Consider the following 21,519-nt stretch of genomic DNA (forward strand, 5'->3'; position numbering starts at 1 on the left):
GTCAGCCTCCTGCCTGCAGATTTGCACGGGTTGATGTATAGAGCGCTTCTATTGGGTTACGCACTAAACGCTCCAGAGCACCGGTAAAGAAAATCACCAGCCCTTGTATCACTAGAATCAATTCCGGGTTCAGCCCTGGCATTTCAAATTGCAACTCCGTGCCGCCCTGATACAAAGCACCAAACAACAAAGCCGCTAAAACGACACCGATCGGGTGATTTCTCCCCATTAATGCCACGGCGATACCGATAAAACCAAAGCCATTGGTGTAATTCAGAATCAAACGACTATGGGCGCCATACACTTCGTTCACAGCCATCATGCCCGCCAGAGCACCGGAAATGGCCATGGTAATAATGATGATCTTTTTAGCATTGATGCCTGCATATTCAGCCGCAGAAGGATTCTGCCCCATAACACGAATCGCATACCCCAAACGTGTTCGCCAAATCAAAACCCAGACCATGACCGCACAAATCAGAGCGATCAGCAGAGTAGGGTTCAGTAAACTAAAAGCCGCACCTTCGAACAGTTCATGCCATTTTGGAAAAACAGCGCTGGACGCAAAGTAACGACTGTCCGTCGCTTCGCCAGACAACGGCGCAATGATACTCACCAGCAAATAACTCATGAGCGCTGCGGCAATAAAATTGAACATGATGGTGGTCACAACAATGTGAGCGCCGCGTTTTGCCTGTAATATTCCCGGAATTACTCCCCAGAGAGCACCAAACAGTGCTGCAGCAATAATCACCAGAGGCGCCATCAACCACATGGGCAGCAGGTGATCTAACGACAGGGCAATAATAGTAACGCCCAACCCACCCAGATAGGCCTGACCTTCACCACCAATATTGAACATCCCTGCATGAAAAGCGACAGCCACCGCAAGCCCTGTAAAGATAAAATTCGTGGCGTAATAAAGCGTGTTGTGCAATCCACCAAATTCCAGATTCAGCGCTCCCTGAACCATCACCCGGAAGGCCTCTATCGGATTTTCTCCAACAATCAACACCACCAGGCTGGAAACCATTAATGCCAGTGCCAGCTGCAACAATGGAATAACCACCGATGTCAGCCACACTGGCACCTCCTGAACATTCACACGACTCATGGAGAAACCTCCTCAGGCAGGGTGACTTCTAACGTTTCCCTGATAGTGCTGGCGGCATTAGACATCAGCAGACCTAACTCCTGCTCATTGGTCTGACTGGGCATTACCTCACCGGATATACGACCATCAACCATCACAATAATCCGATCAGAGAGCGCAAGAATTTCTTCCAATTCAACGGACACCAGCAATACAGCAGCACCTTCATCCCGAGCTTTGATTAACTGTTGATGAATAAACTCAATAGCACCAATATCCACGCCTCGGGTTGGCTGCCCAACAATCAAAATGTCAGGCTGACGCATCATCTCCCGGGCAATAATCAATTTTTGTTGATTGCCGCCAGAAAAGTTGGCGGTTTTTAATTCAGGAATGGCTGGCCGAACATCAAACGACGCCATCATCGTCTTGGTGTCCGCTACGATATTGTCTGTAGACAACAGGTGTTGTCCATATTTGGCATCACCTTCATAACCAAGAATGGCGTTTTCACTGGCGGCAAAATTGGGCACCAGACCTTGCTTTAAACGATCTTCCGGCACATGTCCGACACCCAACTGCCGGAACAAACGGGCATCTCTGCTCTCGTTTGCGACAAACCGCTGCTCACCTTTTGATGTGAGAATATGCAGCTCGCCCTGTTGAGCAGTGATCACACCACTGAGAATTTTTAACAGCTCCGACTGACCATTCCCGGCAACACCCGCGACACCGAGAATTTCTCCCGACCTTAGCTCAAGATTGATATTGTGCAGTCGTTCGATACCGCGGCTATCTGTGTAATGAACACCGGAGGCGGTTAATCGGGCTTCGCCAATCTGTGTTGAGGGCTTGTTTTCCATCAACCCAACCTTGCGCCCAACCATCAGGCTGGCTAATTCATCGGTTGATGTTGCCACTATACGTCGATGAGCGACCATTTCCCCTTGCCGCATCACGGAAACCTGATCACAGATGTGCATGATTTCCCGGAGCTTATGAGTTATCAACAATACGGTTACGCCATTGCTGCGCAACTGATCAAGAATCTCAAATAAGCGATCCGCTTCCTGAGGTGTCAATACGCCCGTCGGCTCATCAAGAATCAGAATACGAGCACCGCGATACAGTGCCTTCAATATTTCAACACGCTGCTGCATGCCAACCGGTAATTCGCCAACGATGGCGTCTGGGTCGACCTCCATGCCATGGGCTTTACCAATACGTTGTAAAGCTTTACGACCATGATTTAACACTTTGCTCAGTAATGATTTTTCTTCCGCACCTAACAAGACATTTTCCAGAACTGAAAATGTCTCCACCAGCATAAAATGCTGATGCACCATGCCAATGCCAGCATCAATAGCCTGTTGGCTACTTTGAATAGAGAGAGGCTTACCATTGATCGCTATCTCGCCGGAATCTGCTGTGTAGAAACCATAGAGAATGGACATAAGAGTGGATTTACCGGCGCCGTTTTCGCCGACAATTCCGTGAATAGTGCCGGGCATAACAGTTAAATCAATATCCCGGTTAGCCCATACCGGACCGAAGCGTTTATTGATTCGTTTAAGGGAGATGGCAGGTGTTGGCATAGAAGCACGCAGGTGTTTTATTATTTACAACAGCGCAGCGCGAGCTAAATAAGCCCGTGCTGCGCGAGTTATATTAACCGACAATTAATCAGTAAGTGCAGGACTGGGTGTCTTCCCAATTATGTACACTGATGTTGCCGTCAATAATTTCCTGTTTGAGGTTATTGATCTGAGCAACCACCGTTTCGTCCAACAGCGGCTGGTTGAACTCATCCAATGCCCAATCAACACCTTCTTCTTTCAGGCCGAGCACCTGCAGTCCAGAGGTGAAGTTATCATTGGCGACGTCTTCAAAAGCTTTGTACACGGCAACGTCTACACGTTTGACCATAGAAGTCAGCATGGTGCCCGGGTGCATATAGTTCTGATTGGAATCCACGCCGATAGCGAGTTTGCCGGAATCCACTGCAGCCTGATTGATACCAACACCGGTTCCACCAGCAGCGCCATAAACGACATCAGCCCCTTGATCGAACTGCGCACGAGCCAACTCAGAACCTTTTGCTGGATCATTCCAGGCAGCAGGTGTTGTGCCCGTCATATTCTGAAGGACTTTAACGTCATTGTTCACATACTTCGCACCCTGCTCATAGCCGCAGGCAAACTTACGAATCAGCGGGATGTCCATACCACCGATAAAGCTGACGGTATCGGTTTTACTTTTCAGGGCCGCCAGAGCACCCACCAGGAAAGAACCTTCCTGCTCTTTAAAGACGACGGAGCGTACATTAGGAAGATCAACCACCGCATCAATCAAGACAAACTTGGTGTCAGGGAATTTCTTGGCAACCCGCTCAACAATGGGCGCTTGCTGAAAACCAGCCACTACGATAGGAGAGTGACCACGCTGAGCCATACGCAACATAACCTGCTCACGCTGGGCTTCGTTCTTGATTTCAAAGTCTGCGTATTTTGTACCCGTATCTTTCAGGTACTGTTCGGCGCCGTTGTAGGAGGCTTGGTTGAAGGATTTATCAAACTTACCTCCCATGTCGTATATTACAGAAGGTTTGAGGGCAGCTTGAGCCGTCATGATGGATAAGCCGGTCACCAAGCCGGCGAGGGCCATTATGCTTTTTTTCATGGCTATTCTTTTCCTGAGCATTTTATTTATTATGATTCGAAAACTGCATCAAGAGTCAGTTTTAAAGCATCCGGCTTGAGTAAGCAATGGTTTATACCCGTCGCCTTTCAAGTTGTTACTTTGTCTGCTGCGTTTATGCCCTCGGGTGCTCGCTCACCCCAATCACCTACTACTCGTAGGCTCATGGGGATTCACTCGGTTGCCGCCGCGTAGCAACTTGAAATCCTTTGGGTATACACTCGAGAAATCAAGAGCTATCTCAACAAAGACAGCTCTTTTGGGGAGGGTTAGCCTTTCAACTGATCACAAAGGTTTTTTGTTTGATTCATAGCGAAGTGAACATTCTTTGTATCAATGCTATTGATGGGAAGCTTCAAAGCGTCTCTTTCTTTTTCATTCATGACACCTTCAATGAATGCATTTTCCAGAACAAGGCCGGCCTGACGCATCAGCACTTCTGCCTGAATCACATCCGCTTCACTGGACAGTGGGTGACTATCTATATATTGCGATGCATTTTCCAAACGCACGCTGGCAGCACAAACCGCATCTCTCAACAGAACATCATTCTGAATGGGCTTATAGCGAGAAATACCGCCAGTCATCGGGTCGATCAGTGGACCAAACAGTGCGCTGCTCACTGCGCGGCGAATAGGTGAATGAGCAAGGTAGTAACCACCATCGGGGCCGACCGTTGTCGTTGATACTGATTCTTCAATACCGGGCGCATAAGAAATTACTTTTCCGGTTTCACGATCAAGTAACCCAACACCAATGGATATCGGCATTCTGAAGGCGCCTTTTTCAAAACCGCCTCCCAACACGACAGCTATACCGTTAGCAGTGACAGATGCAGTCAGCAGATTCATATTTTTATGCCCGGCCTTTTCCGGAAACATGTCCAGATCCGCTGCCCAAACCAACTCACCAGAATCACCGTTGTCCTTTAGCTTGAACAGCGCTCCGGCAGTGATGGCGTACAACTCATTATTTTCACTGGCCACGGTGATGGACGCTAAAATCTGTTCACCGACCGATTGTTGCCAGAGTTTATTGAGTTCCATATCAAAGGCAATCACATTTCCATTGTCGTCTGATACATACACTCTCTTACCATCCGCACGAATAGCCGGTGTCGAGCCAGTGCCACCTTTGAAGAACGCACTTTTGGTTACTGATAGACGATATTTTCCAGAGCCATCTGGTTGCATATCGATGCCATACAGTGCTCCGTTTTCGGATGCACCATCAACGGTGCCATCTTTCTCGTCAGGCGCTGTGGCGGCAACCATCATGCGGCCAGATTCCGGATTGATGGAAAAATAGTTGGCTATTTTGACGTTACGACCACCCAGAATATCGAGCACACGGCTGAAACGACCACCAACCGCAGGGTCTTCACCAAATACTTCCTTGAGTTTTTCATCGGTGCGCTCAGTCAGCCACTCTCCCGGCCGTGTCGAATCATCACCTTTTGCGGGAGCGCCAGGAATAACAAACGGCTCACTTAACATGGGAGCACCGGTTTTACGATCCAATACAAATACTTTGCCGTCTTCCACTATCCCAACAATAGTATCCGACTGTGGATGATAATTTGCCCCAAAGTTATGAGCTGAACGCTTATCGCCTGATTGTACAACCGGCTCCCTGATCCCGGTTTCTACGTCCCAGATAATCGTGCCATCGGGTTTAACCGCCAGTGCACGTTCATACAGCGTCAGATAAATAATCTGTTCTCCGGGGTTATCAGGGTCATCCAAAACCAGTGGTGTTCCACCACCGGCGGACATTGGTTTTCCCGGAATAGCCCAGCGTCGTTCTCCTGTGTCTTTATCCAGACTGACCAGCACCACAGATTCAGACGGGGCAATTGGGCTGAAATAGAGATGACCTTCACGATCAATGGAGGGCCCTTCAGCAATAAACAGATGTTCTTCAGCCACCCAATCCAGCTCTACTTTCGGGGCGGTTGCTGTCAGCACTTCATCAGAGTTTCGAGTACTGCCATGCAACGAACGAAAAGTGTCGTTTATACCAAGAACCGGATGAACCGGCAGTGCATGACGTGGAGAGTCTGGCCGCCATTGGCTGACATCGGCCACCTCATACTCTTTGGGCGTTTTAAGATGGCCGCTTAAATAAAAACCACCAGCACCCAGGACTGCAACCAGTGAACCGGTGAAAAACAGGGACTTTTTCATAAAGTGTTCTTTTTATTATGGTGTCTTTTATTGCAAACAATAAAAGTACAAATTAGAGGTGCGCAGCACTCATGCTCCCACAGTGCTGCGCTCAGATAGTCAGTTAAGTTTATTTACCCCAGCGACGTATAGCAGCCGGTGTGTAATCAGACTTGCTGGCCATAACACCAAATTCAAGAGGCTCTTTAATGGCGTTGGCCAGGCCATTGGTCACATAGCGACCGGAATTCAGGTCATAGAAAACCTCATTCACCAGCCAGGGTACCTGCTTGGGGTTGTACTGAATGGCGTGCGCTTCCCCCATTCTCCACAGTTGATTTCGACTATCGTAATGATCGACGATGGACGCCTGCCAGGTATCTTCATCAACGTAGAAGGTTCGCTTGCTGTATACATGACGCTCGCCTTCTTTCAATGTTGCTTCCACTTCCCAAACTCTATGTAGTTCATAGCGAACCAGATCAGGGTTGATGTGTCCTGGGCGAATAATGTCGTCATTGGTGAGATTTTTGTCGTAGAGGGCATAGCTGTTATAAGGAATGTACAGCTCTTTTTTGCCGATCAACGTCCACTCATAACGATCTGGCGCACCATTGAACATATCTGAGTTATCAGCTGTTTTCAGGTTATCCGTTCCGCTGGCTGGATTGTCGTAAGCGACATTCGGCGCCCGACGTACACGACGCTGACCAGGCAAATATTTCCACGCTCGCCGAGGTTCTTCTACCTGGTTAATAGGTTCATGCACCAGAGTGACTTCACCCGCCAGTCTCACAGGTGACAATACTTTGGATTTATAGAAAAACAGCAGGTTCTTGTTGTCTCCAGCATCGGTAATGCTGGGTGCAAAGTGCCAAACCGTTTCTTTGGTTACTTCCTTGTATCGACCACTGGTTTCTGCAACCACTTGAGACAATGGCAAGGTGATGCTGTCACCGCGATAGCGCAGCATATGATTCCAGATCACTTCAATGCCCGTTGTCGGGGTTGGAAAAGGAACGCCATTGGCCAGTTGGTTTAATCCATTGCCATTATCGGTCAACTGGACTTTTTCTGGGTTGGTCTTTGTGGCTTGATAGTAAGCTTCTGGATAACTGGCACTGCGCCGGGTTGGATAGACGTTCATTTTATAAGTGTCTGGATGACGCTCAAACATGGCAATCTGACCATCGGAGAGTCGGTCACGATACTTATCAAGGTTTTTTGCTGTGATCGTGAATTGCACAGCATCATTTTTGAATGGATTATCCATTGAACCATCAGACTGCAGAACCCCTTGGTCCGGTAATAAGCCACCGTTCCATTCAGGTATGGTACCGTCAGTATTGCCCGCTTTTTCTGCGCCCACCGGTGTCAGACTACTGCCCAATAATTCGGTATCAGCTTGCGCCTGCATGGCCAGAGGTGTCATGGCCAACAATGCGCTGAAAGCCAGGCTTTTTGCTGCTGAGCGTTGAGATATTGTGTTTTCAGGTATCAGGTTTTTAGTTTTCATTATTATGTTCCCCGATTAGAAGCTGGCGCTAACGCTGAAACTCACGAAGTCTCGATCATCCAGCGTGCTGTATTTGTTGTTACCGAAGAAACCGGTGTAGGCAATATTTGCCGTATAATTATTTTGGTAAGTCGCAGACAGGCCAAGGGTTGATGCCATTTGCCCTTCCATGAAGGAGCCGCCTGACTCATAGGAGTAACCGTCAACGTCATGTCGGAATGACAGAGAAGGCTTCAGAAGCACTCCCGGAATGATACCGCTGTACGCCAGCGCCGCTCTCAAACGATAACCCCAGCTGTTCGCAGTGGTATAACCTTCATTCGTACAAAACTCGGTGGTTACGTTGGGCTTAGGGGCAGCGCAGGCACTTGAACCAGCCCCAGGGCCAAACATAGCACTTCGACCGTATCGATTGCCGTCATCCAGATCGGCAATATGCACATAGCCAATTTCACCGGCCAGAGAGAGTTCGGACGCGCCCAATACTTGTGGGAATGAATTCAGTAACGAGATTTGGAGCTGTGTCACTGGTTTCGTCACGAAACCTTGAACAGATTCACCATCCCGCGATGCCGCTGCTTTACCTAGCAGATCATTAATATTTATCTGCTGTGGCATATCCGGGCGATAACTGAGTTCACCACTGATAGACCAACCACTGTCGAGGCTTGTATTAAAGCTCAACCCGTACAGTTTGATGTCTTCTGGGAAGGCCGCATTATAGGTAGCGCCTTCAACAAATCGAATGGTCGGTGAAGGTCCCCCAGGTGTGATATTGATAGGAAAATCAACATCGCCGGAAGGCACTCCGGAGATTCCACTCCAATCGGCATTAACAGCATTCACGAAAGGCAAACGACTGTGGTAGTTCATTGCGTATAAGCCAAACTCAGTGCCATTTAGTGCTTCTGCATAATATTTGAAGGAAACACCCCACTGACCGCTGTCTCCAGGCAACTCATCAGCAGTACGATCAATCACTGATCTACCTAAAGCTTCTTCTTCAGCATTGCTCTTATTAGCCTGAGTATAAATCCCTTCACAGCCCGGCTGAATGGCATCCGTTGTGGCAAAGAATGTGCTACAACCATCCAGTACCGTGGGTCGCCAATTCATTTGATAGAACGCTTCCAACGTCACTTCAGGGGTCAGCCCCATGCTGGTATACAACGCTTCAACAGGTAGCAAACCTTCCTTGAGCTCAACACCGGGACGATTGAACGCCGCAGCATCCACAGGGTTGATCACATTAATACCACCCTGAAGAAACATCCCTTCGCCCCAACTGATGACTTGTTTACCCAGTCGTACATCAACCGGCACTTCACCAACATCAAAGTAAGTCCAGCCGTATGCATCCAGCAATTCAACACCGCTAAAACCGGCAAGATCATCAAAGCCCGTATCGTCAAATTCGGTATAACGTCCGCTCTTGGTTTCCAGCCAGTGGTCATACCAATACTTCACACTGCCCTTGAATCCGTAATTCTTATAATCCAGAGCCAGTTCAGTCAGACCTTTATATTGGTTAGAGATCACATCACCTTTGCGGTAATTCAATCGCCCATTGTCAGCATTAACACCCGTGCCTTTTCCCGGCGTAATGTCGTCTAGCCCTTTACTTTCTCCGTAAGTGTAAAGATTCTTTTTCGGATCTTGAGTGCTGACACTGACACCAGCACTCAAAGTGGTGTTGATGGAGCCAGAGACTTCACCATCCATAAACTCAAAACTGGCTGCCGATGACTGGCTAGCAGCCGTCGCCAGCAAGATACCCAAGCACAGGGGCGATAGCGAAAGTGGTTTATTCACATCCATTCCTTTTTTTATTGTTGTAATTGCAATGTCGTGTTTATTTCACAGGATCAAACATAGAGAGAAAGCTAACCAGCGAAGGCAGCTCGATAATGCCGCCTTCTACCGACAGCTTGCCACTGGCCAGAGCCGCAGGAAAACTCCCACCGCCGGCAACCAGATCAATCCAGTCATCAGCGCTCACAGACACCTGGATGTCGGCCTGTGCATGGTCACCTCGGATAAACTCAGCTACGCCATCTCTGACATGAAGGGAGTACTGCTCATTGATATCGTTGAAATTAAACGTCAGAACTTCATTAACACCTGAGCTTTTTTCAGGGTTTAAAGCGACAGTCATCGCCTGAATAAAGTTCTCGATAGGGAACGATTTCACCAGTTCCAGCATTTCTGGCGTAATTTCTTCTTCAGGGAAATCATGACCTTCCAACTGCAATGCCTGTGTCAGGTAATAGTTACGCCCATTGGGGTTCATGGAAGCATGGCCAAGGTTACGCATCGCTTCGGCCTTCAGGGCTATGCCTTTCGGATGTTCTGGCTGGACAAACAGCAGATAATTCACCAGCTCCAGTGCCCAGCGATTTTTATCATTTTCGATGGCTGTTTGAGCTTCGGTCAGGAGTTTCTCTTCCCCAAGCAGTGCGAGCATATTCTCGCCACGCTCTTTCTCGGTGGCTTTGGATAACGTCGAAGCATCTCCGTCAAACCACCCCAGATAGCCATTGAAAATATTGCGTACAGACCATTCCACTGTACCGTAGAGTTCCAACAGGAAAGGATGATCCACTAACGAATCCGGCAGCTGAACGTATTCCACTAACTGATCTTCCGTCATGCCAAGGTTCATACCACGAATGCTTTGATCATGAACAAATTGGATGGCGTCACGATAGGCCGTCAGGGTTTCCTGCACTGCTTCACTGCCACTCAAAGGGCGGGTATGGCTTGGCACAAGATATTCAGGGTTCAACTCGCGCATTGTATCCAGGCTGCGAGCCCAGCCGAGAACATCGCGATATAAGGTGCCACGTATGGTGTAAAGGTTTGGAAATGCGCGATAAATATTATCCCCGGGCATCAACACATCATGGTCTGGCAGATAAACAAATATCTGGTCGTTGGTTTCACCGGGCGCGTGGATCATCTGGATTTTCACACCGGCGATTTCAACGTCAAGCTCATCAGAAAATGTTTTATTTGGACGGATCAACGTCGGCGTACCGCCACCATGACCTGCATCCAATGCCGGACCAATCCCGGCATTAACAAGGCCGTTGTCGCCTTTTTCAAGCAAGTTGCCAAACATTCGACTGCTTCGCTCTGTAATCACTGGACGAAGCTGGTTCACTATACGATTGATGTATTGATTGGTGGTTTCATGGGCATACACATCCACCTCACCAGAAGGGACAAAACCTTTCCCGCCCAGCACATGATCTGCATGATTGTGAGTGTAAATAAGAGCCTTGACCGGCTTATCGGTGATCTTGCGAAATTCTTTCATAACCGCTTCGGCGGCTTCTTTACTCTCCATCACGTCAACAATGATGATGCCGTCATCGCCTTCTATCATGATGGAGTTAGCAAGCCCGAAACCCACAGCGGAGTAAACACCGTCGGTTACTTCATAAACCTTACGGTCAAATTCGTAGGTATGTGCTTTGAGGACAGGGTGAGCAAGGCTTTCTGTAGCATGGGCGGCAGCTGTTGTTGATGCTTCCTGTTGGTTACAGCCAACAAGCAGGGCTGAGATGGAAAGAAACAGAGCAGTCTTTTTTATAGTTCTCATAGGACCCTTGATACAGCAGGTATTGTTGTTTTTATTGCGCACAATGGTATAACCAGAAAACCCTCAACGGCTTGACATAAACAGACACTGTTTTGACATGACGTGACACTTACGCCGACCAATTAAACGACAAAGATTTGCTATAAGCGCCTAATCAGCTGAAAATATATCCCTGTTCAGCTGCCTACCGACAGACCCAATAACAATCATGACAATGACCACTCAGCACAGCACCAAAGCCATTACGGTTGATGATGATGCCACCACACTCAGTACAAGTGCACTGTCGTTGGTGAATGCGCTGAAAATTCGTAATTGCCCTGTGGACGCCATGCTGCAGGAAGCGGATATTGACCCAGCACTTCTGACGCAGATGGGAAAACGCATTCCTATACGTAAGATGGAGGTGTTCTGGAAAGCGGCTGTCCGTGAGACAGGCGACCCGGCCATTGGCATCACCACAGCTGAACACTTCAAAGCCAACTACCTCCACGCTTTTCATCATGTGATTCAAGCCTGCGACAGTATCGGTGAGGCACTGCAACAAATCGTGCGTTTTTCTGCGGTGATCAGTACGGTGATAGAGATTGATTTTCTGCAACACAAAGAAGAAGTTGAGCTGGTTTTTCGGGTTAGAGAGGGTTATCCAAGCCCTTGTCATGAAGCTATGGATGCCGTTGCGGCCATTACGCTAAATTCAACCGTCGCCAATATTGGTTTATCCAAAGAAGATGTCACGCTGATTCAGCTGCCAAGAAGCCTTCCTGATAATCCTGAACTATGGCTAAAAAGGCTGGATGTCCCTGTGTCTTTTGGAGCCGATTTTCTGCGTATTGGTTTTAAAGCCAACGCCATGAATAGACCGGTACTCACCGCCAGCCCTGAAATTGCTGATACTAACAGTGAGCTTTTGCAGCGATATCTGGAAGGGCTGAACCAGAACTTTGTTTCTCGAGCCAGACAACAACTGACAGATCTGTTGAAAGTCAGTGAAGGCACTCAGGAAGCTCTGGCGTCGGCATTAAATATGAGCGCACGAAGCCTTCAACGGCGACTTCAGTCGGAGAATACGTCCTTTCGACATTTGCTGGATGAGATTCGACAACAACAGGCCATGTCTGAAATGAAGTACTCACAAAAGCCCATCACAGACATTGCCCTTGAGCTGGGTTTTTCAGACTCTGGTAGCTTCAGCAGAGCATTCAAGCGCTGGACAGGGCTCGCACCCTCTCAATACCGCCAGCAGAATGCTACCTCATGAACATATAAAGAAGTCAGCGACCACGCAAAAATAGCTTGTCTAACTGATCCATCGTCAGCAGCGTCCAAGTTGGACGACCATGGTTACATTGCCCACTGCGCTCAGTTTTTTCCATATCCCGTAGAAGTGCGTTCATCTCTTCGATAGACAAACGACGATTGGCGCGAACAGAACCGTGACAGGCCATCGTCGCCAGGATTTCATTGATGTGAGCTTCTACTCGATCACTGTTGCCGTGTTGCATCAGATCAGAAAGTACATCTCTCAGAAGCTGTTCTACATCCGCATTCTGCAGCATGACGGGGATCTGACGAACCAACAGGGTTTCTGGCCCCATTCTTTCCAGCGTTAATCCAAGCCTTACAAAATAGTCGCTATGCTCTTCGGCACAATCGGCTTCACGTTCACTAACCGCAACGGACTTTGGCACCAGCAATGGCTGAGCACGAATACCCTGCTCTTGATAAGACACCTTCATTCGTTCGTAGGTGATGCGTTCATGGGCGGCGTGCATATCCACCAGCACCATGCCCTTATCGTTTTCTGAAAGAATATAGATGCCTTTTAACTGGGCAACAGCATAGCCGAGCGGTGGCACATCAGAATCACTTTCTGGCAGTGATACCGTGACTGCTGGGGTGCTATAAGCAACATTAGCTTCTTGAACCACGCCATCACCCACGGCTTTTGCAGCACCATTATCCAGAGCCTCTGCAGCGGTTGAATAAAGCTGACTATAAGCCTCGATCTGTCGTTTAACCTGCCCGGGAGAAGGTGCTTCTGTCTGTGGAGGACGAGCACCACCGAAGCCAGAACCGCTGGAAGATCCGGAAGGCTGTGGTGCCAGACTCATATTTTCCTGCCCCTGAAACTCTCCGGCAGATACGCCGGAAATCATGGGCTGCTGTGCCGACGATAAAGCAGCAGGTGCTAACTGATCTTCAGGCCGAACGGCACCTAGTGCCCGATGCAGCGTACTGAACAGAAAGTTATGCACCGTTCTGCCATCACGGAAACGCACTTCATGTTTGGTTGGGTGTACGTTGACGTCTACAAGAGCTGGGTCTAGCTCAAGATAGAGAACAAAGGTTGGATGCCTACCGTTGTATAAAACATCCCGATATGCCTGCCGAACCGCGTGCGCTACCAGTTTGTCGCGAATTACACGACCATTCACGAAGAAATATTGCAGATCTGCACTGGAACGGGAGAAGGTTGGTAAACCCACCCAGCCATAGAGTTTCAGGCCAGATGCATCCACATCAATAATAACGGCATTTTCGATAAATTGAGGGCCACACAGGGCAGCAACCCTTCGATCTTTTTCAGCCTGAGTCGCTGCAGGTCGTAACTGGTGGATGCTGCGCTGATTATGGCGCAGGGTAAAACCGACATCGAAGCGTGACAAAGCGAGCCGCTTTACCACTTCTTCCAAATGGGAGAATTCCGTTTTTTCAGTACGGAGGAATTTTCGTCGAGCCGGTGTATTGAAGAAGAGGTCTTTTACTTCAATGGTGGTACCTACCGGGTGAGGCGCAGGCATCATCTGGGCTTCCATATCTCGCCCTTCGACTCTGGCCTCCCAGCCGGATTCCTGACCTTCCACATTAGACGTCAATGTTAATCGGGAGACAGAACTGACCGATGCAAGGGCTTCTCCACGAAAACCGAGAGTGGCTACGCCTTCCAAATCTTCCAGCTCAGATATTTTACTGGTCGCGTGTCGTGAAAGTGCCAGGGCCAATTGCTCTTGAGGAATGCCATGGCCGTCATCACGAATTCGAATGAGCTTTACGCCACCGCTTTCAACTTCAACAGTGAGCCGTTTTGCGCCGGCATCAATGCTGTTTTCCAGCAGTTCTTTTACTGCGGATGCAGGGCGCTCCACCACCTCACCGGCAGCAATCTGGTTAGCCAGTCGATTATCAAGGAGGCGGATCGGTCTCATAGTTCAGCTTTACTCTGTAAATATCTAATTCGGGATAACTAACACCTGTCCAACTCGAATATTATTGGCGCTGGACAACCGGTTCGCACGTTTCAAGGCGCTGAGGCTGGTATCAAACTGGTTCGCTATTCCCAGCAAGGTGTCACCGGCTTTAATCACATACTTGGATGGACGGGTTTTAAGAGTACCATCCTGCTTCCACTTGGCAACCAGTGTATCCGGTGGTGGCTTTTTATAGAACCAGGTTTTCGTACCGCTAAAAATTGCTTTTGCCATAGCCTGCTGATGGCTACGGCTCTTGAGCTTACGGGACTCTTCAGGGTTGGTCAGAAAGCCGGTTTCCACCAGAATGGAAGGAATATCCGGCGATTTCAGCACCATAAAGCCCGCCTGCTCCACATGTTTTTTGTGCAGTCGGTTGATAATGCCCATATTGGTCAGCACCTTGCTGCCCACTTCCAGGCTGGATGACAGCGTCGACGTCATGGACAAATCCAACAATACACCCGCCAGCACATCGTCTTTATCCCCAAGTGATATGCCATCTTCACCACCAATTTGATCCGCCGCGTTTTCTTTCTGAGCAAGCCAGCGAGCCGTTTCGGACGTTGCCCCTTTATGAGAGATAGCGAAAACCGAGGCACCTTTAGCACGTCGGTCTTTAAAACCATCGGCGTGAATAGAAATAAACAGGTCAGCGTTATTGTCCCGGGCAATTTTTGTTCGACGGCGCAGGTCAATATAGTAGTCACCCGTTCGCACCAACACTGCTTTAAACCCTTTTTCCCGATTAACTAAAGCCGCAAGGTCTTTGGCGATGGCCAATGTGACGTGTTTTTCGTATCCACCACCGTAGGCAATGGCGCCCGGATCTTCACCACCATGACCAGCATCAATGGCAATGACAATATCCCGCAAACCCGCAGGTTGTTTTTTAACAACAGGCTTTGGCTTACGGCTTTCGTCGTCAAATAAGTCGATAACCAAACGGTGACCATAAGTGCCATAAGGTTTTAGCAGGAAAATCTCATCGGACACTTTCTCAGTCAGATCGAAAACAATCCGCAGATCTTTTTTATTTCTAGTACCATGACGAATCTTGCTGATTGGCGTGTTCTTTAATTCCAAGCCGCTGAAAGAGCCGCTGAGCTTGGCGTCATTAATATCAATAACCAGCCGGCTTGGATTACTCAGATGGAATTTCTTGTGTTCAACCGAATTGGTAACATCAAACACCAGACGTGTTTTATCCGGAGACCGCCAGAGTCGAACGTTTTTGATTAATCGATCAACCGCTTCTGCGATCTGCACTTTCAACACAGAAATACCAACAGCCAGAATACCCAACTGTCGAACAAAACGTCTTCTGCCCAGCGAAGCAGCTGCTGACCTACTGTCTACCTGCTGTAATGTAAACAAGCGACGGGTTAATGCATGGAAGACTCGACGAACAGTCCCTGTCCTCTGGCTCATCCGGCCTCCTGTAATGCTTGAATCGTAGACAGTGCTTTCAAGCCGGCTTCAGAGTTAGCGACAATAGACGCTTTTCTGCCGGGCAGGTTGTAATCGAAAGTGATTTCTAAATCTGCAGCTGGTAACTCACCGTGACCACGGGATGGCCATTCCACAAGACAAAGCGCCGCTTCACTGAAATAATCTCGGCCACCGATGTACTCAAGTTCTTCCGGGTCTGCCAGGCGATAAAGATCAAAATGGTAAACCTTTTGACCATTCACCTCATAAGGTTCGACCAGGGTATACGTCGGGCTTTTTACTGCCCCCTGATGTCCAAGATGACGCAACACACCACGACAGAACGTGGTTTTTCCGGCACCGAGGTCACCGTGTAGATAGACGACACCTCTTTCACAAACGGCGCCAAGTGCTTCTGCCAGATGACCACCCAGTGTGACCATTGCTTCTTCGTTGTCTATCAGCAAATCATATCTGGCTGACATAAAAATTCGTTCCGACTAACTTATTCAAGTTCTGCCTGATCACTGGAATCAGCTCCGTTGCCCGAAGCCCGATCTCACCTTGTCTGGCAACAATGTCATCCGCTGCAGTGGCATGCAGCCATGCGCCCATTCGAGCCGCATCAATAGGTTTTAAACCCTGAGCCAGCAGTGCGCCAATCACACCACTGAGCACATCACCCATACCTGCAACTGCCATTCCGGGATTACCATCGGAGCAGAGAGATATTGCATTTCCATCAGAGATCAGCGTGCCTGCACCTTTGAGTAACAGAGTGACATTCCTTTCGCCTTCTGCCTGATCCCTGAGTTGTTTGATGCCGTTTGTCAGGGCAGTAAAACGATTCTTTTGAATATCTGCAATGCTATTCCCCAATATACGACCAAGTTCACCTGGGTGGGGAGTGAAAATCATCGGCAACTTTCGCCCTTTTAGCAATTGTGGATGATCCGCTAAAAGGTTCAGTGCATCGGCATCCAGTACCAGCGAGCAATCTGCGCTCAATGCGTCTTGCAGCAGTTTGAATGCCCACTTATCTTTGCCAAGCCCGGGACCAATAACAATCACGTTTTTGCCACTGATGGCGTTTTCAAGCCCTTGTTCGCTATCGATAGCCATGCCCATCACTTCTGGGCAACGCACCGCTAATGGCGTCAAGTGTTGCTTGCGAGTCGCCACCGTCACTCGTCCTGCTCCGCAGGACATGGCACTCTCCGCCGCCATCAAAATAGCGCCGGGCATACCTTTGTTGCCGCCCACCAGCAGTACATGACCGAAGTCGCCTTTATGAGCGGCTCTGCGTCTTGGCGATAATAAACCGGCAAACTGTTTGGGCGCTATTCTCTGGGATTGGCTGGCAACGTTTTCATAAACCGCTGGCGGAATGCCCAGGTTATCAAATACCAACTGGCCGCAATATTCCGGGCCAAACCCCGTCAGCAAGCCCTGTTTTAAACCAATCAATGAAACCGTTACATTCGCTCTTACCGCATCGCCCAATGGTGCGCCCGTATCAGAACAAAGACCGGACGGGATGTCCACCGAACAGATCTCACAATTGGATTTATTAACCCATTGAATTACTTCTGAATAATCACCTCGAACATTACCGGTAAGACCGGTTCCCAGCAGAGCATCAATAATAATATCGGCTTTAATCAGAGGCTGATTATCATAAGATCGGATATCAATATTGGCCGCCGCACAAGCGAGATAAGCCGTCTTTGCATCGCCCTGTAGCGCCTCCGGATCTTTAAGAAACAACACGTTCACCGACAATCCCGCTTCTTTTGCCAGCTTCGCAACCAGATAGCCATCGCCACCATTGTTTCCGGCACCGCAAAGTACGAGCATCGATTTCGCGTCTGGCCAACGCTGCTGCACAGCTAAGAAAACCGCGCCGGCTGCTCTGCTCATTAAATCAAAACCCGGTATCCCGAATTTGTGGATCGCCACATGATCCAATCGGCGAACCTGTTCGGCGGTGTAAAGATCCTCTGGTAAGCGCTTATTCATCAGGGTGTCCACAGTGGTACAATAACCAATTGTCAATTATGCCAGAGAGCGCAAAGAGTTTCGTGACTGATCAGCCACCTTTACCATCCACTGTACCTGCAATGCCGAGTGACTCGCCACTGCCGGATATGGAAAAACTGACAGAGAAAATCCGTATCTGGGCCAGAGAGCTTGGCTTTCAGGCTATGGGGGTCAGTAAAGCCGAGGTGCCTGAGCGTGATGTCGAGCATCTGAAACAGTGGCTGGCAAAAGGTTTTCATGGCGATATGGGGTATATGGCGCAGCATTTGGCATTGCGTGCCAATCCTGCCGAGCTTCATCCCGGGGCGCTCAGAGTCCTATCGTTTCGGATGGATTATCTGCCCGCTGAAACCGAAACCGTCAAACTGCTTGGTGAACCGGAGAAAGCGTATGTGTCCCGTTATGCCCTTGGGCGTGATTATCACAAATTGATTCGCAAACGACTGACACAACTGGGCAAGCAGATAGAAGCGGAAGTGGGCGAACACGGATTCCGTGCTTTTGTGGACAGTGCGCCCATTATGGAGCGACCGATTGCCCAACAGGCTGGCCTGGGCTGGATGGGCAAGCATTCTTTAATTATCAATCGTCAGGCGGGTTCTTTCTTTTTCCTGGGTGAGCTGTTTACCAATCTGCCGCTGCCGGTGGATGAACCCTATGAAACCAATCATTGCGGCCGTTGTTCATCCTGCATGGATAAATGCCCAACCGGCGCCATTGTTGCGCCTTATCAAGTGGATGCCCGCCGCTGTATTTCTTATCTGACCATTGAGAACAAAGGTTCAATTCCTGAAGAACTGCGACCTCTGATGGGCAACCGGATTTATGGTTGTGATGATTGTCAGTTGGTTTGCCCCTGGAACCGCTTTGCCAAATCCACAAAAGAGAGTGACTTTCAGCCACGGCATAATCTGGATGCCAGTGATCTGGTGGATTTATTTAGTTGGACAGAAGAGCAGTTTCTGGAAAGAACGGCAGGATCACCTATCCGCCGGGCTGGTTATGAAAGCTGGCTGAGAAATATTGCCGTGGCGTTGGGGAATGCGCCTGCCTCAGGCGCAATTATTGCCGCATTGAAAGCACGTTTGGAATACCCTTCAGAGCTGGTGAAAGAGCACATTATTTGGGCTCTTTCACAACATGAGGCCAACTCTTAACCGGGAGAGGGCAAACCAAAGCGCGGCAATGAAACATTTTTGTAAAGTGCCAGCAGTCGTAAAATTAACACTGTGATCGCCGCAATTACGGCGGTCATGTCATTGTCGTTTAATACCGGCGCCAGTAACACATACACAACACCACCCACCATGGCTGCAGATGCATAGATTTCCTTTTTCAGTACCATCGGCACTTCGCCGGCCAGCATATCCCGAATGGCGCCACCACCACAGCCAGTGAGAACCCCCATCATGATCGCTACCAGCGGGTCCGCGCCATAGGTCAACGCCTTCGTTACGCCAATCACCACAAATACCGCCAGCCCCAGGGCATCAGACACCTGCATAATCCACTTGCTGCTTTCATGCCATTTGCGAATCATCAAAGCCAGCAGGGTAGTGGCAAGAATCACTTGCATGTAGAGCGTGTCCTGAATCCAGAAAACTGGCGTAGCACCTAACAACACATCACGTATGGTGCCACCGCCCACGGCAGTGACAAACGCCAACACCATGGCGCCAAACAAGTCCATATCTTTACGGCAGGCCAACCATACACCACTGATGGCAAACACGCCGGTACCAAGCAGGTCTAGCAGATAAAGCAGCATTGATAATTCTACTAATAAATTTTATAAGACCATGTGATTATAAATGGCTACATTCACTGCCCATATAGTCATAAACCATTACAACCGGTGAAATCTCTTCTATAGATAGTCATGACTTATTCATCATCACTGAATGACCGCTATGAGTTTTCCTGCTGATTTTTTATGGGGTGCGGTCACCTGGTGGGCTGAGTCTTTTGGCTTCCACTAGTATTACGACCCGATTCTAAAAGGAGAATACCCTGCGGAATACACCCGCTGGAATTGGGAAATCTGCCCGGATGCACTGCACGATGCAATGAAGCGAATTCACGCTCGTTATGGTGATATCCCCATCTATATCACCGAGAACGGTTTGGGTGATGAAGATTTAGTGGTCAATGATGAGATTCTGGATGAACCCCGCATTGACTATATCCGCCGTCATCTATTTGCCTGCCAGCAGGCTATTGAGGAAGGTATCAAGCTAAAAGGTTATTACGCCTGGTCCTGGATTGATTTACTCAGCTGGCTGAATGGCTACAAAAAGCAGTATGGTTTTGTCTATGTGGATAGGGACAACAAATTAAAGCGAATAAAAAAGCAGAGTTATTTCTGGTATCAAGACATTATTGCGACTAATGGGGTGTCACTTTGATAGCGGTTTATAAAATTAATATGACTTCAGTAGCTATTTGCTAGCAGTCAAAAAAAGCTCCAGCAGTACTGGAGCTTTTCTAACTAAAAACAAGCTTTAGATATCATTTTTTTTCTTCTGCTGCTTTTGCTCTTTGATATCAGCTGCTTTTAACAATACATCACTCGCCTTATTAATTTCATCAATCTTATGTTGTGATACAACTTTTACAAAAGCTTGAAATTTCATATGATTCTTATATTCATCAACAAGCTTCAAAGCATGGTGTTTCATAAATGCATGGTATTTAACTTTATTAAGCACTTCCTTCTTCTGAGCTGGAGCCATTTTTTCATATTTGAAGCGTCGAGCATTGTGTTTAAACAAGGCTTCATGGATAGCTGCTGTTCTTTGCTTTCTCTTTAGCCTCGTTGCAATTGCTCTCATTCGCAATCCTGCTACTCTGTTTGCTTCATAATAGCTATCAAGAGCATCATCACGGTCAGCAATAGCCTGATCCAATTCCTCAAGCGTATAAGAGTCAAGCGTCTTTTTTATACGAGGCTGCTCAGCAACTTTTGCCACTTCTGCTGTTTCAACCTTTCGCTCACTGAGTGATTTAAACCCGAAATTTTCAGCAATCTTTCGAAGCAACTTAGTAGCTCCGTTTGAAGCCACCTTAACAAACTTACAAAAAGATTTAAATTTGCGAAAAACAAAGCTTTCTTTCTTTTTCGCTTGTGTTTCGCCGTGTTGCAATTGAACCGCAACTTTAGGCCCATGTAAGTTAGCAACACTCATAACACACCTCCTTGGTGATACAGCTAAATTCCATTTAAACTCGACTTTAGAGTTCCCAAAGCACAATAGTTCAACAACAATCGAATAATCAGCTAAAAAGCAACCATCCCCAACGACCAAGTTTGAGATGGCTGCCATGCTCACTTCAGATCATCGAACAATCCTCCGGGAACTCGCTTTTTATACAACCTTTCTTGCCAGAGCGCTATCACCAACCGCAGTACCAACGTTCTGCGAACTGCTCTTTGGTTGCATGCTTTCAGGGGATGGATTTGTTACACATGCATTGTTGTCTATAGATTATCAATGCGTCTGGAGTAGCTATCATCACTGGATCTCTCACGGTAAGTGGCGATGGAAGCACTTGGCGTGTCGTTTGATCCGACTGGCGTGTTCAAAAGCCCCAACAGATGAACCAATCACTCTTGCACTGGATGATTGGGTTATCGAGCGATACTCCGATAAAGCCCCTGCTTGTCGAACCCATCATCAGCACAGTAAAAAACGTAACCGTCCGACGTATATCTGGGGGCAGTG

17 protein-coding genes are annotated in these 21,519 nt (G+C 48.4%); 4 read left to right on the forward strand and 13 right to left on the reverse strand.

The window, feature by feature from the left end:
- Nucleotide 1 precedes the first annotated feature (1 nt).
- The 7 genes from Q1B11_RS15845 to Q1B11_RS15875 all read right to left on the reverse strand — a co-directional run bounded on the left by Q1B11_RS15845 (nt 2) and on the right by Q1B11_RS15875 (nt 11,075).
- A complete protein-coding gene (locus Q1B11_RS15845; RefSeq protein WP_366139480.1) occupies nt 2-1,114 on the reverse strand; it encodes an ABC transporter permease in 1,113 nt (370 codons plus the stop codon).
- On the reverse strand, nt 1,111-2,688 hold the full coding sequence (locus tag Q1B11_RS15850; RefSeq protein WP_299734291.1) for an ABC transporter ATP-binding protein: 1,578 nt from the start codon (nt 2,686-2,688) through the stop codon (nt 1,111-1,113). Before Q1B11_RS15850 ends, Q1B11_RS15845 begins: the two co-directional genes overlap by 4 nt.
- An 88-nt stretch (nt 2,689-2,776) precedes the next feature.
- On the reverse strand, nt 2,777-3,772 hold the full coding sequence (locus Q1B11_RS15855) for a BMP family ABC transporter substrate-binding protein (RefSeq protein WP_299734292.1): 996 nt from the start codon (nt 3,770-3,772) through the stop codon (nt 2,777-2,779).
- A gap of 287 nt (nt 3,773-4,059) precedes the next feature.
- Nucleotides 4,060-5,976 carry a PQQ-binding-like beta-propeller repeat protein gene (locus Q1B11_RS15860; protein ID WP_299734293.1) on the reverse strand — a complete coding sequence of 639 codons (1,917 nt, stop codon included), beginning with the start codon at nt 5,974-5,976 and terminating at the stop codon, nt 4,060-4,062.
- Between the two features lie 109 nt (nt 5,977-6,085).
- A complete protein-coding gene (locus Q1B11_RS15865; protein ID WP_299734294.1) occupies nt 6,086-7,471 on the reverse strand; it encodes a DUF1329 domain-containing protein in 1,386 nt (461 codons plus the stop codon).
- A 15-nt stretch (nt 7,472-7,486) separates the two neighbouring features.
- Nucleotides 7,487-9,283, reverse strand: a complete 1,797-nt coding sequence (locus Q1B11_RS15870; RefSeq protein ID WP_299734295.1) for a DUF1302 domain-containing protein — start codon at nt 9,281-9,283, stop codon at nt 7,487-7,489.
- 40 nt (nt 9,284-9,323) lie between these two features.
- A complete protein-coding gene (locus tag Q1B11_RS15875; protein WP_299734296.1) occupies nt 9,324-11,075 on the reverse strand; it encodes an alkyl sulfatase dimerization domain-containing protein in 1,752 nt (583 codons plus the stop codon).
- A 214-nt stretch (nt 11,076-11,289) separates the two neighbouring features.
- Here Q1B11_RS15875 and Q1B11_RS15880 point away from each other — a divergent pair, with 214 nt between their 5' ends.
- Nucleotides 11,290-12,336, forward strand: coding sequence for an AraC family transcriptional regulator (locus Q1B11_RS15880; protein WP_299734297.1), 1,047 nt, complete (start codon nt 11,290-11,292; stop codon nt 12,334-12,336).
- Nucleotides 12,337-12,349: 13 nt separating this feature from the next.
- Here the strand turns inward: Q1B11_RS15880 and mutL are convergent, their stop codons facing one another.
- The 4 genes from mutL to Q1B11_RS15900 are packed head-to-tail and all read right to left on the reverse strand — an operon-like array spanning nt 12,350 to nt 17,776.
- Nucleotides 12,350-14,284, reverse strand: a complete 1,935-nt coding sequence (gene mutL / locus Q1B11_RS15885; protein WP_299734298.1) for a DNA mismatch repair endonuclease MutL — start codon at nt 14,282-14,284, stop codon at nt 12,350-12,352.
- Between the two features lie 24 nt (nt 14,285-14,308).
- The gene (locus Q1B11_RS15890) at nt 14,309-15,757 is read right to left on the reverse strand and encodes an N-acetylmuramoyl-L-alanine amidase (RefSeq protein WP_299734299.1); all 1,449 of its coding nucleotides are present in this window, start codon (nt 15,755-15,757) and stop codon (nt 14,309-14,311) included.
- Nucleotides 15,754-16,242: a tRNA (adenosine(37)-N6)-threonylcarbamoyltransferase complex ATPase subunit type 1 TsaE gene (gene tsaE / locus Q1B11_RS15895; RefSeq protein ID WP_299734300.1), complete on the reverse strand. Its 489-nt coding sequence runs from the start codon at nt 16,240-16,242 to the stop codon at nt 15,754-15,756. Before tsaE ends, Q1B11_RS15890 begins: the two co-directional genes overlap by 4 nt.
- Complete coding sequence (locus Q1B11_RS15900) at nt 16,226-17,776, reverse strand: NAD(P)H-hydrate dehydratase (RefSeq protein ID WP_299734301.1); 1,551 nt, start codon at nt 17,774-17,776, stop codon at nt 16,226-16,228. Before Q1B11_RS15900 ends, tsaE begins: the two co-directional genes overlap by 17 nt.
- A 101-nt stretch (nt 17,777-17,877) precedes the next feature.
- Here Q1B11_RS15900 and queG point away from each other — a divergent pair, with 101 nt between their 5' ends.
- Nucleotides 17,878-18,954: a tRNA epoxyqueuosine(34) reductase QueG gene (queG, locus tag Q1B11_RS15905; protein ID WP_299734306.1), complete on the forward strand. Its 1,077-nt coding sequence runs from the start codon at nt 17,878-17,880 to the stop codon at nt 18,952-18,954.
- Here queG and Q1B11_RS15910 read toward each other — a convergent pair.
- Complete coding sequence (locus tag Q1B11_RS15910) at nt 18,951-19,565, reverse strand: trimeric intracellular cation channel family protein (RefSeq protein ID WP_299734302.1); 615 nt, start codon at nt 19,563-19,565, stop codon at nt 18,951-18,953. The two genes, queG and Q1B11_RS15910, sit on opposite strands and share 4 nt — an antisense overlap.
- 223 nt (nt 19,566-19,788) lie before the next feature.
- On the opposite strand from Q1B11_RS15910, the gene Q1B11_RS15915 reads away from it, so the two are divergent.
- Nucleotides 19,789-20,202: a family 1 glycosylhydrolase gene (locus Q1B11_RS15915; RefSeq protein ID WP_299734307.1), complete on the forward strand. Its 414-nt coding sequence runs from the start codon at nt 19,789-19,791 to the stop codon at nt 20,200-20,202.
- Nucleotides 20,203-20,298: 96 nt separating this feature from the next.
- Here Q1B11_RS15915 and Q1B11_RS15920 read toward each other — a convergent pair whose 3' ends face one another.
- The gene (locus tag Q1B11_RS15920; protein WP_299734303.1) at nt 20,299-21,120 is read right to left on the reverse strand and encodes a hypothetical protein; all 822 of its coding nucleotides are present in this window, start codon (nt 21,118-21,120) and stop codon (nt 20,299-20,301) included.
- Between Q1B11_RS15920 and Q1B11_RS15925 the strand changes: the two genes are divergently transcribed.
- Nucleotides 21,119-21,519 (forward strand): transposase (locus Q1B11_RS15925; protein WP_299734304.1); only part of this gene is annotated, 401 nt, incomplete at its 3' end. The two genes, Q1B11_RS15920 and Q1B11_RS15925, sit on opposite strands and share 2 nt — an antisense overlap.

The organism is uncultured Endozoicomonas sp., from assembly GCF_947495845.1.
GTDB lineage: Bacteria > Pseudomonadota > Gammaproteobacteria > Pseudomonadales > Endozoicomonadaceae > Endozoicomonas.

What these genes read in the sequence shown, in the direction of transcription:
- Q1B11_RS15845 (WP_366139480.1), bottom strand. Translation starts at nt 1,114, where the DNA reads ATGAGTCGTGTGAATGTTCAGGAGGTGCCAGTGTGGCTGACATCGGTG.
- Q1B11_RS15850 (WP_299734291.1), bottom strand. Translation starts at nt 2,688, where the DNA reads ATGCCAACACCTGCCATCTCCCTTAAACGAATCAATAAACGCTTCGGT.
- Q1B11_RS15855 (WP_299734292.1), bottom strand. Translation starts at nt 3,772, where the DNA reads ATGAAAAAAAGCATAATGGCCCTCGCCGGCTTGGTGACCGGCTTATCC.
- Q1B11_RS15860 (WP_299734293.1), bottom strand. Translation starts at nt 5,976, where the DNA reads ATGAAAAAGTCCCTGTTTTTCACCGGTTCACTGGTTGCAGTCCTGGGT.
- Q1B11_RS15865 (WP_299734294.1), bottom strand. Translation starts at nt 7,471, where the DNA reads ATGAAAACTAAAAACCTGATACCTGAAAACACAATATCTCAACGCTCA.
- Q1B11_RS15875 (WP_299734296.1), bottom strand. Translation starts at nt 11,075, where the DNA reads ATGAGAACTATAAAAAAGACTGCTCTGTTTCTTTCCATCTCAGCCCTG.
- Q1B11_RS15880 (WP_299734297.1), top strand. Translation starts at nt 11,290, where the DNA reads ATGACCACTCAGCACAGCACCAAAGCCATTACGGTTGATGATGATGCC.
- mutL (WP_299734298.1), bottom strand. Translation starts at nt 14,284, where the DNA reads ATGAGACCGATCCGCCTCCTTGATAATCGACTGGCTAACCAGATTGCT.
- Q1B11_RS15890 (WP_299734299.1), bottom strand. Translation starts at nt 15,757, where the DNA reads ATGAGCCAGAGGACAGGGACTGTTCGTCGAGTCTTCCATGCATTAACC.
- tsaE (WP_299734300.1), bottom strand. Translation starts at nt 16,242, where the DNA reads ATGTCAGCCAGATATGATTTGCTGATAGACAACGAAGAAGCAATGGTC.
- Q1B11_RS15900 (WP_299734301.1), bottom strand. Translation starts at nt 17,776, where the DNA reads ATGAATAAGCGCTTACCAGAGGATCTTTACACCGCCGAACAGGTTCGC.
- queG (WP_299734306.1), top strand. Translation starts at nt 17,878, where the DNA reads ATGCCGAGTGACTCGCCACTGCCGGATATGGAAAAACTGACAGAGAAA.
- Q1B11_RS15910 (WP_299734302.1), bottom strand. Translation starts at nt 19,565, where the DNA reads ATGCTGCTTTATCTGCTAGACCTGCTTGGTACCGGCGTGTTTGCCATC.
- Q1B11_RS15920 (WP_299734303.1), bottom strand. Translation starts at nt 21,120, where the DNA reads ATGGCAGCCATCTCAAACTTGGTCGTTGGGGATGGTTGCTTTTTAGCT.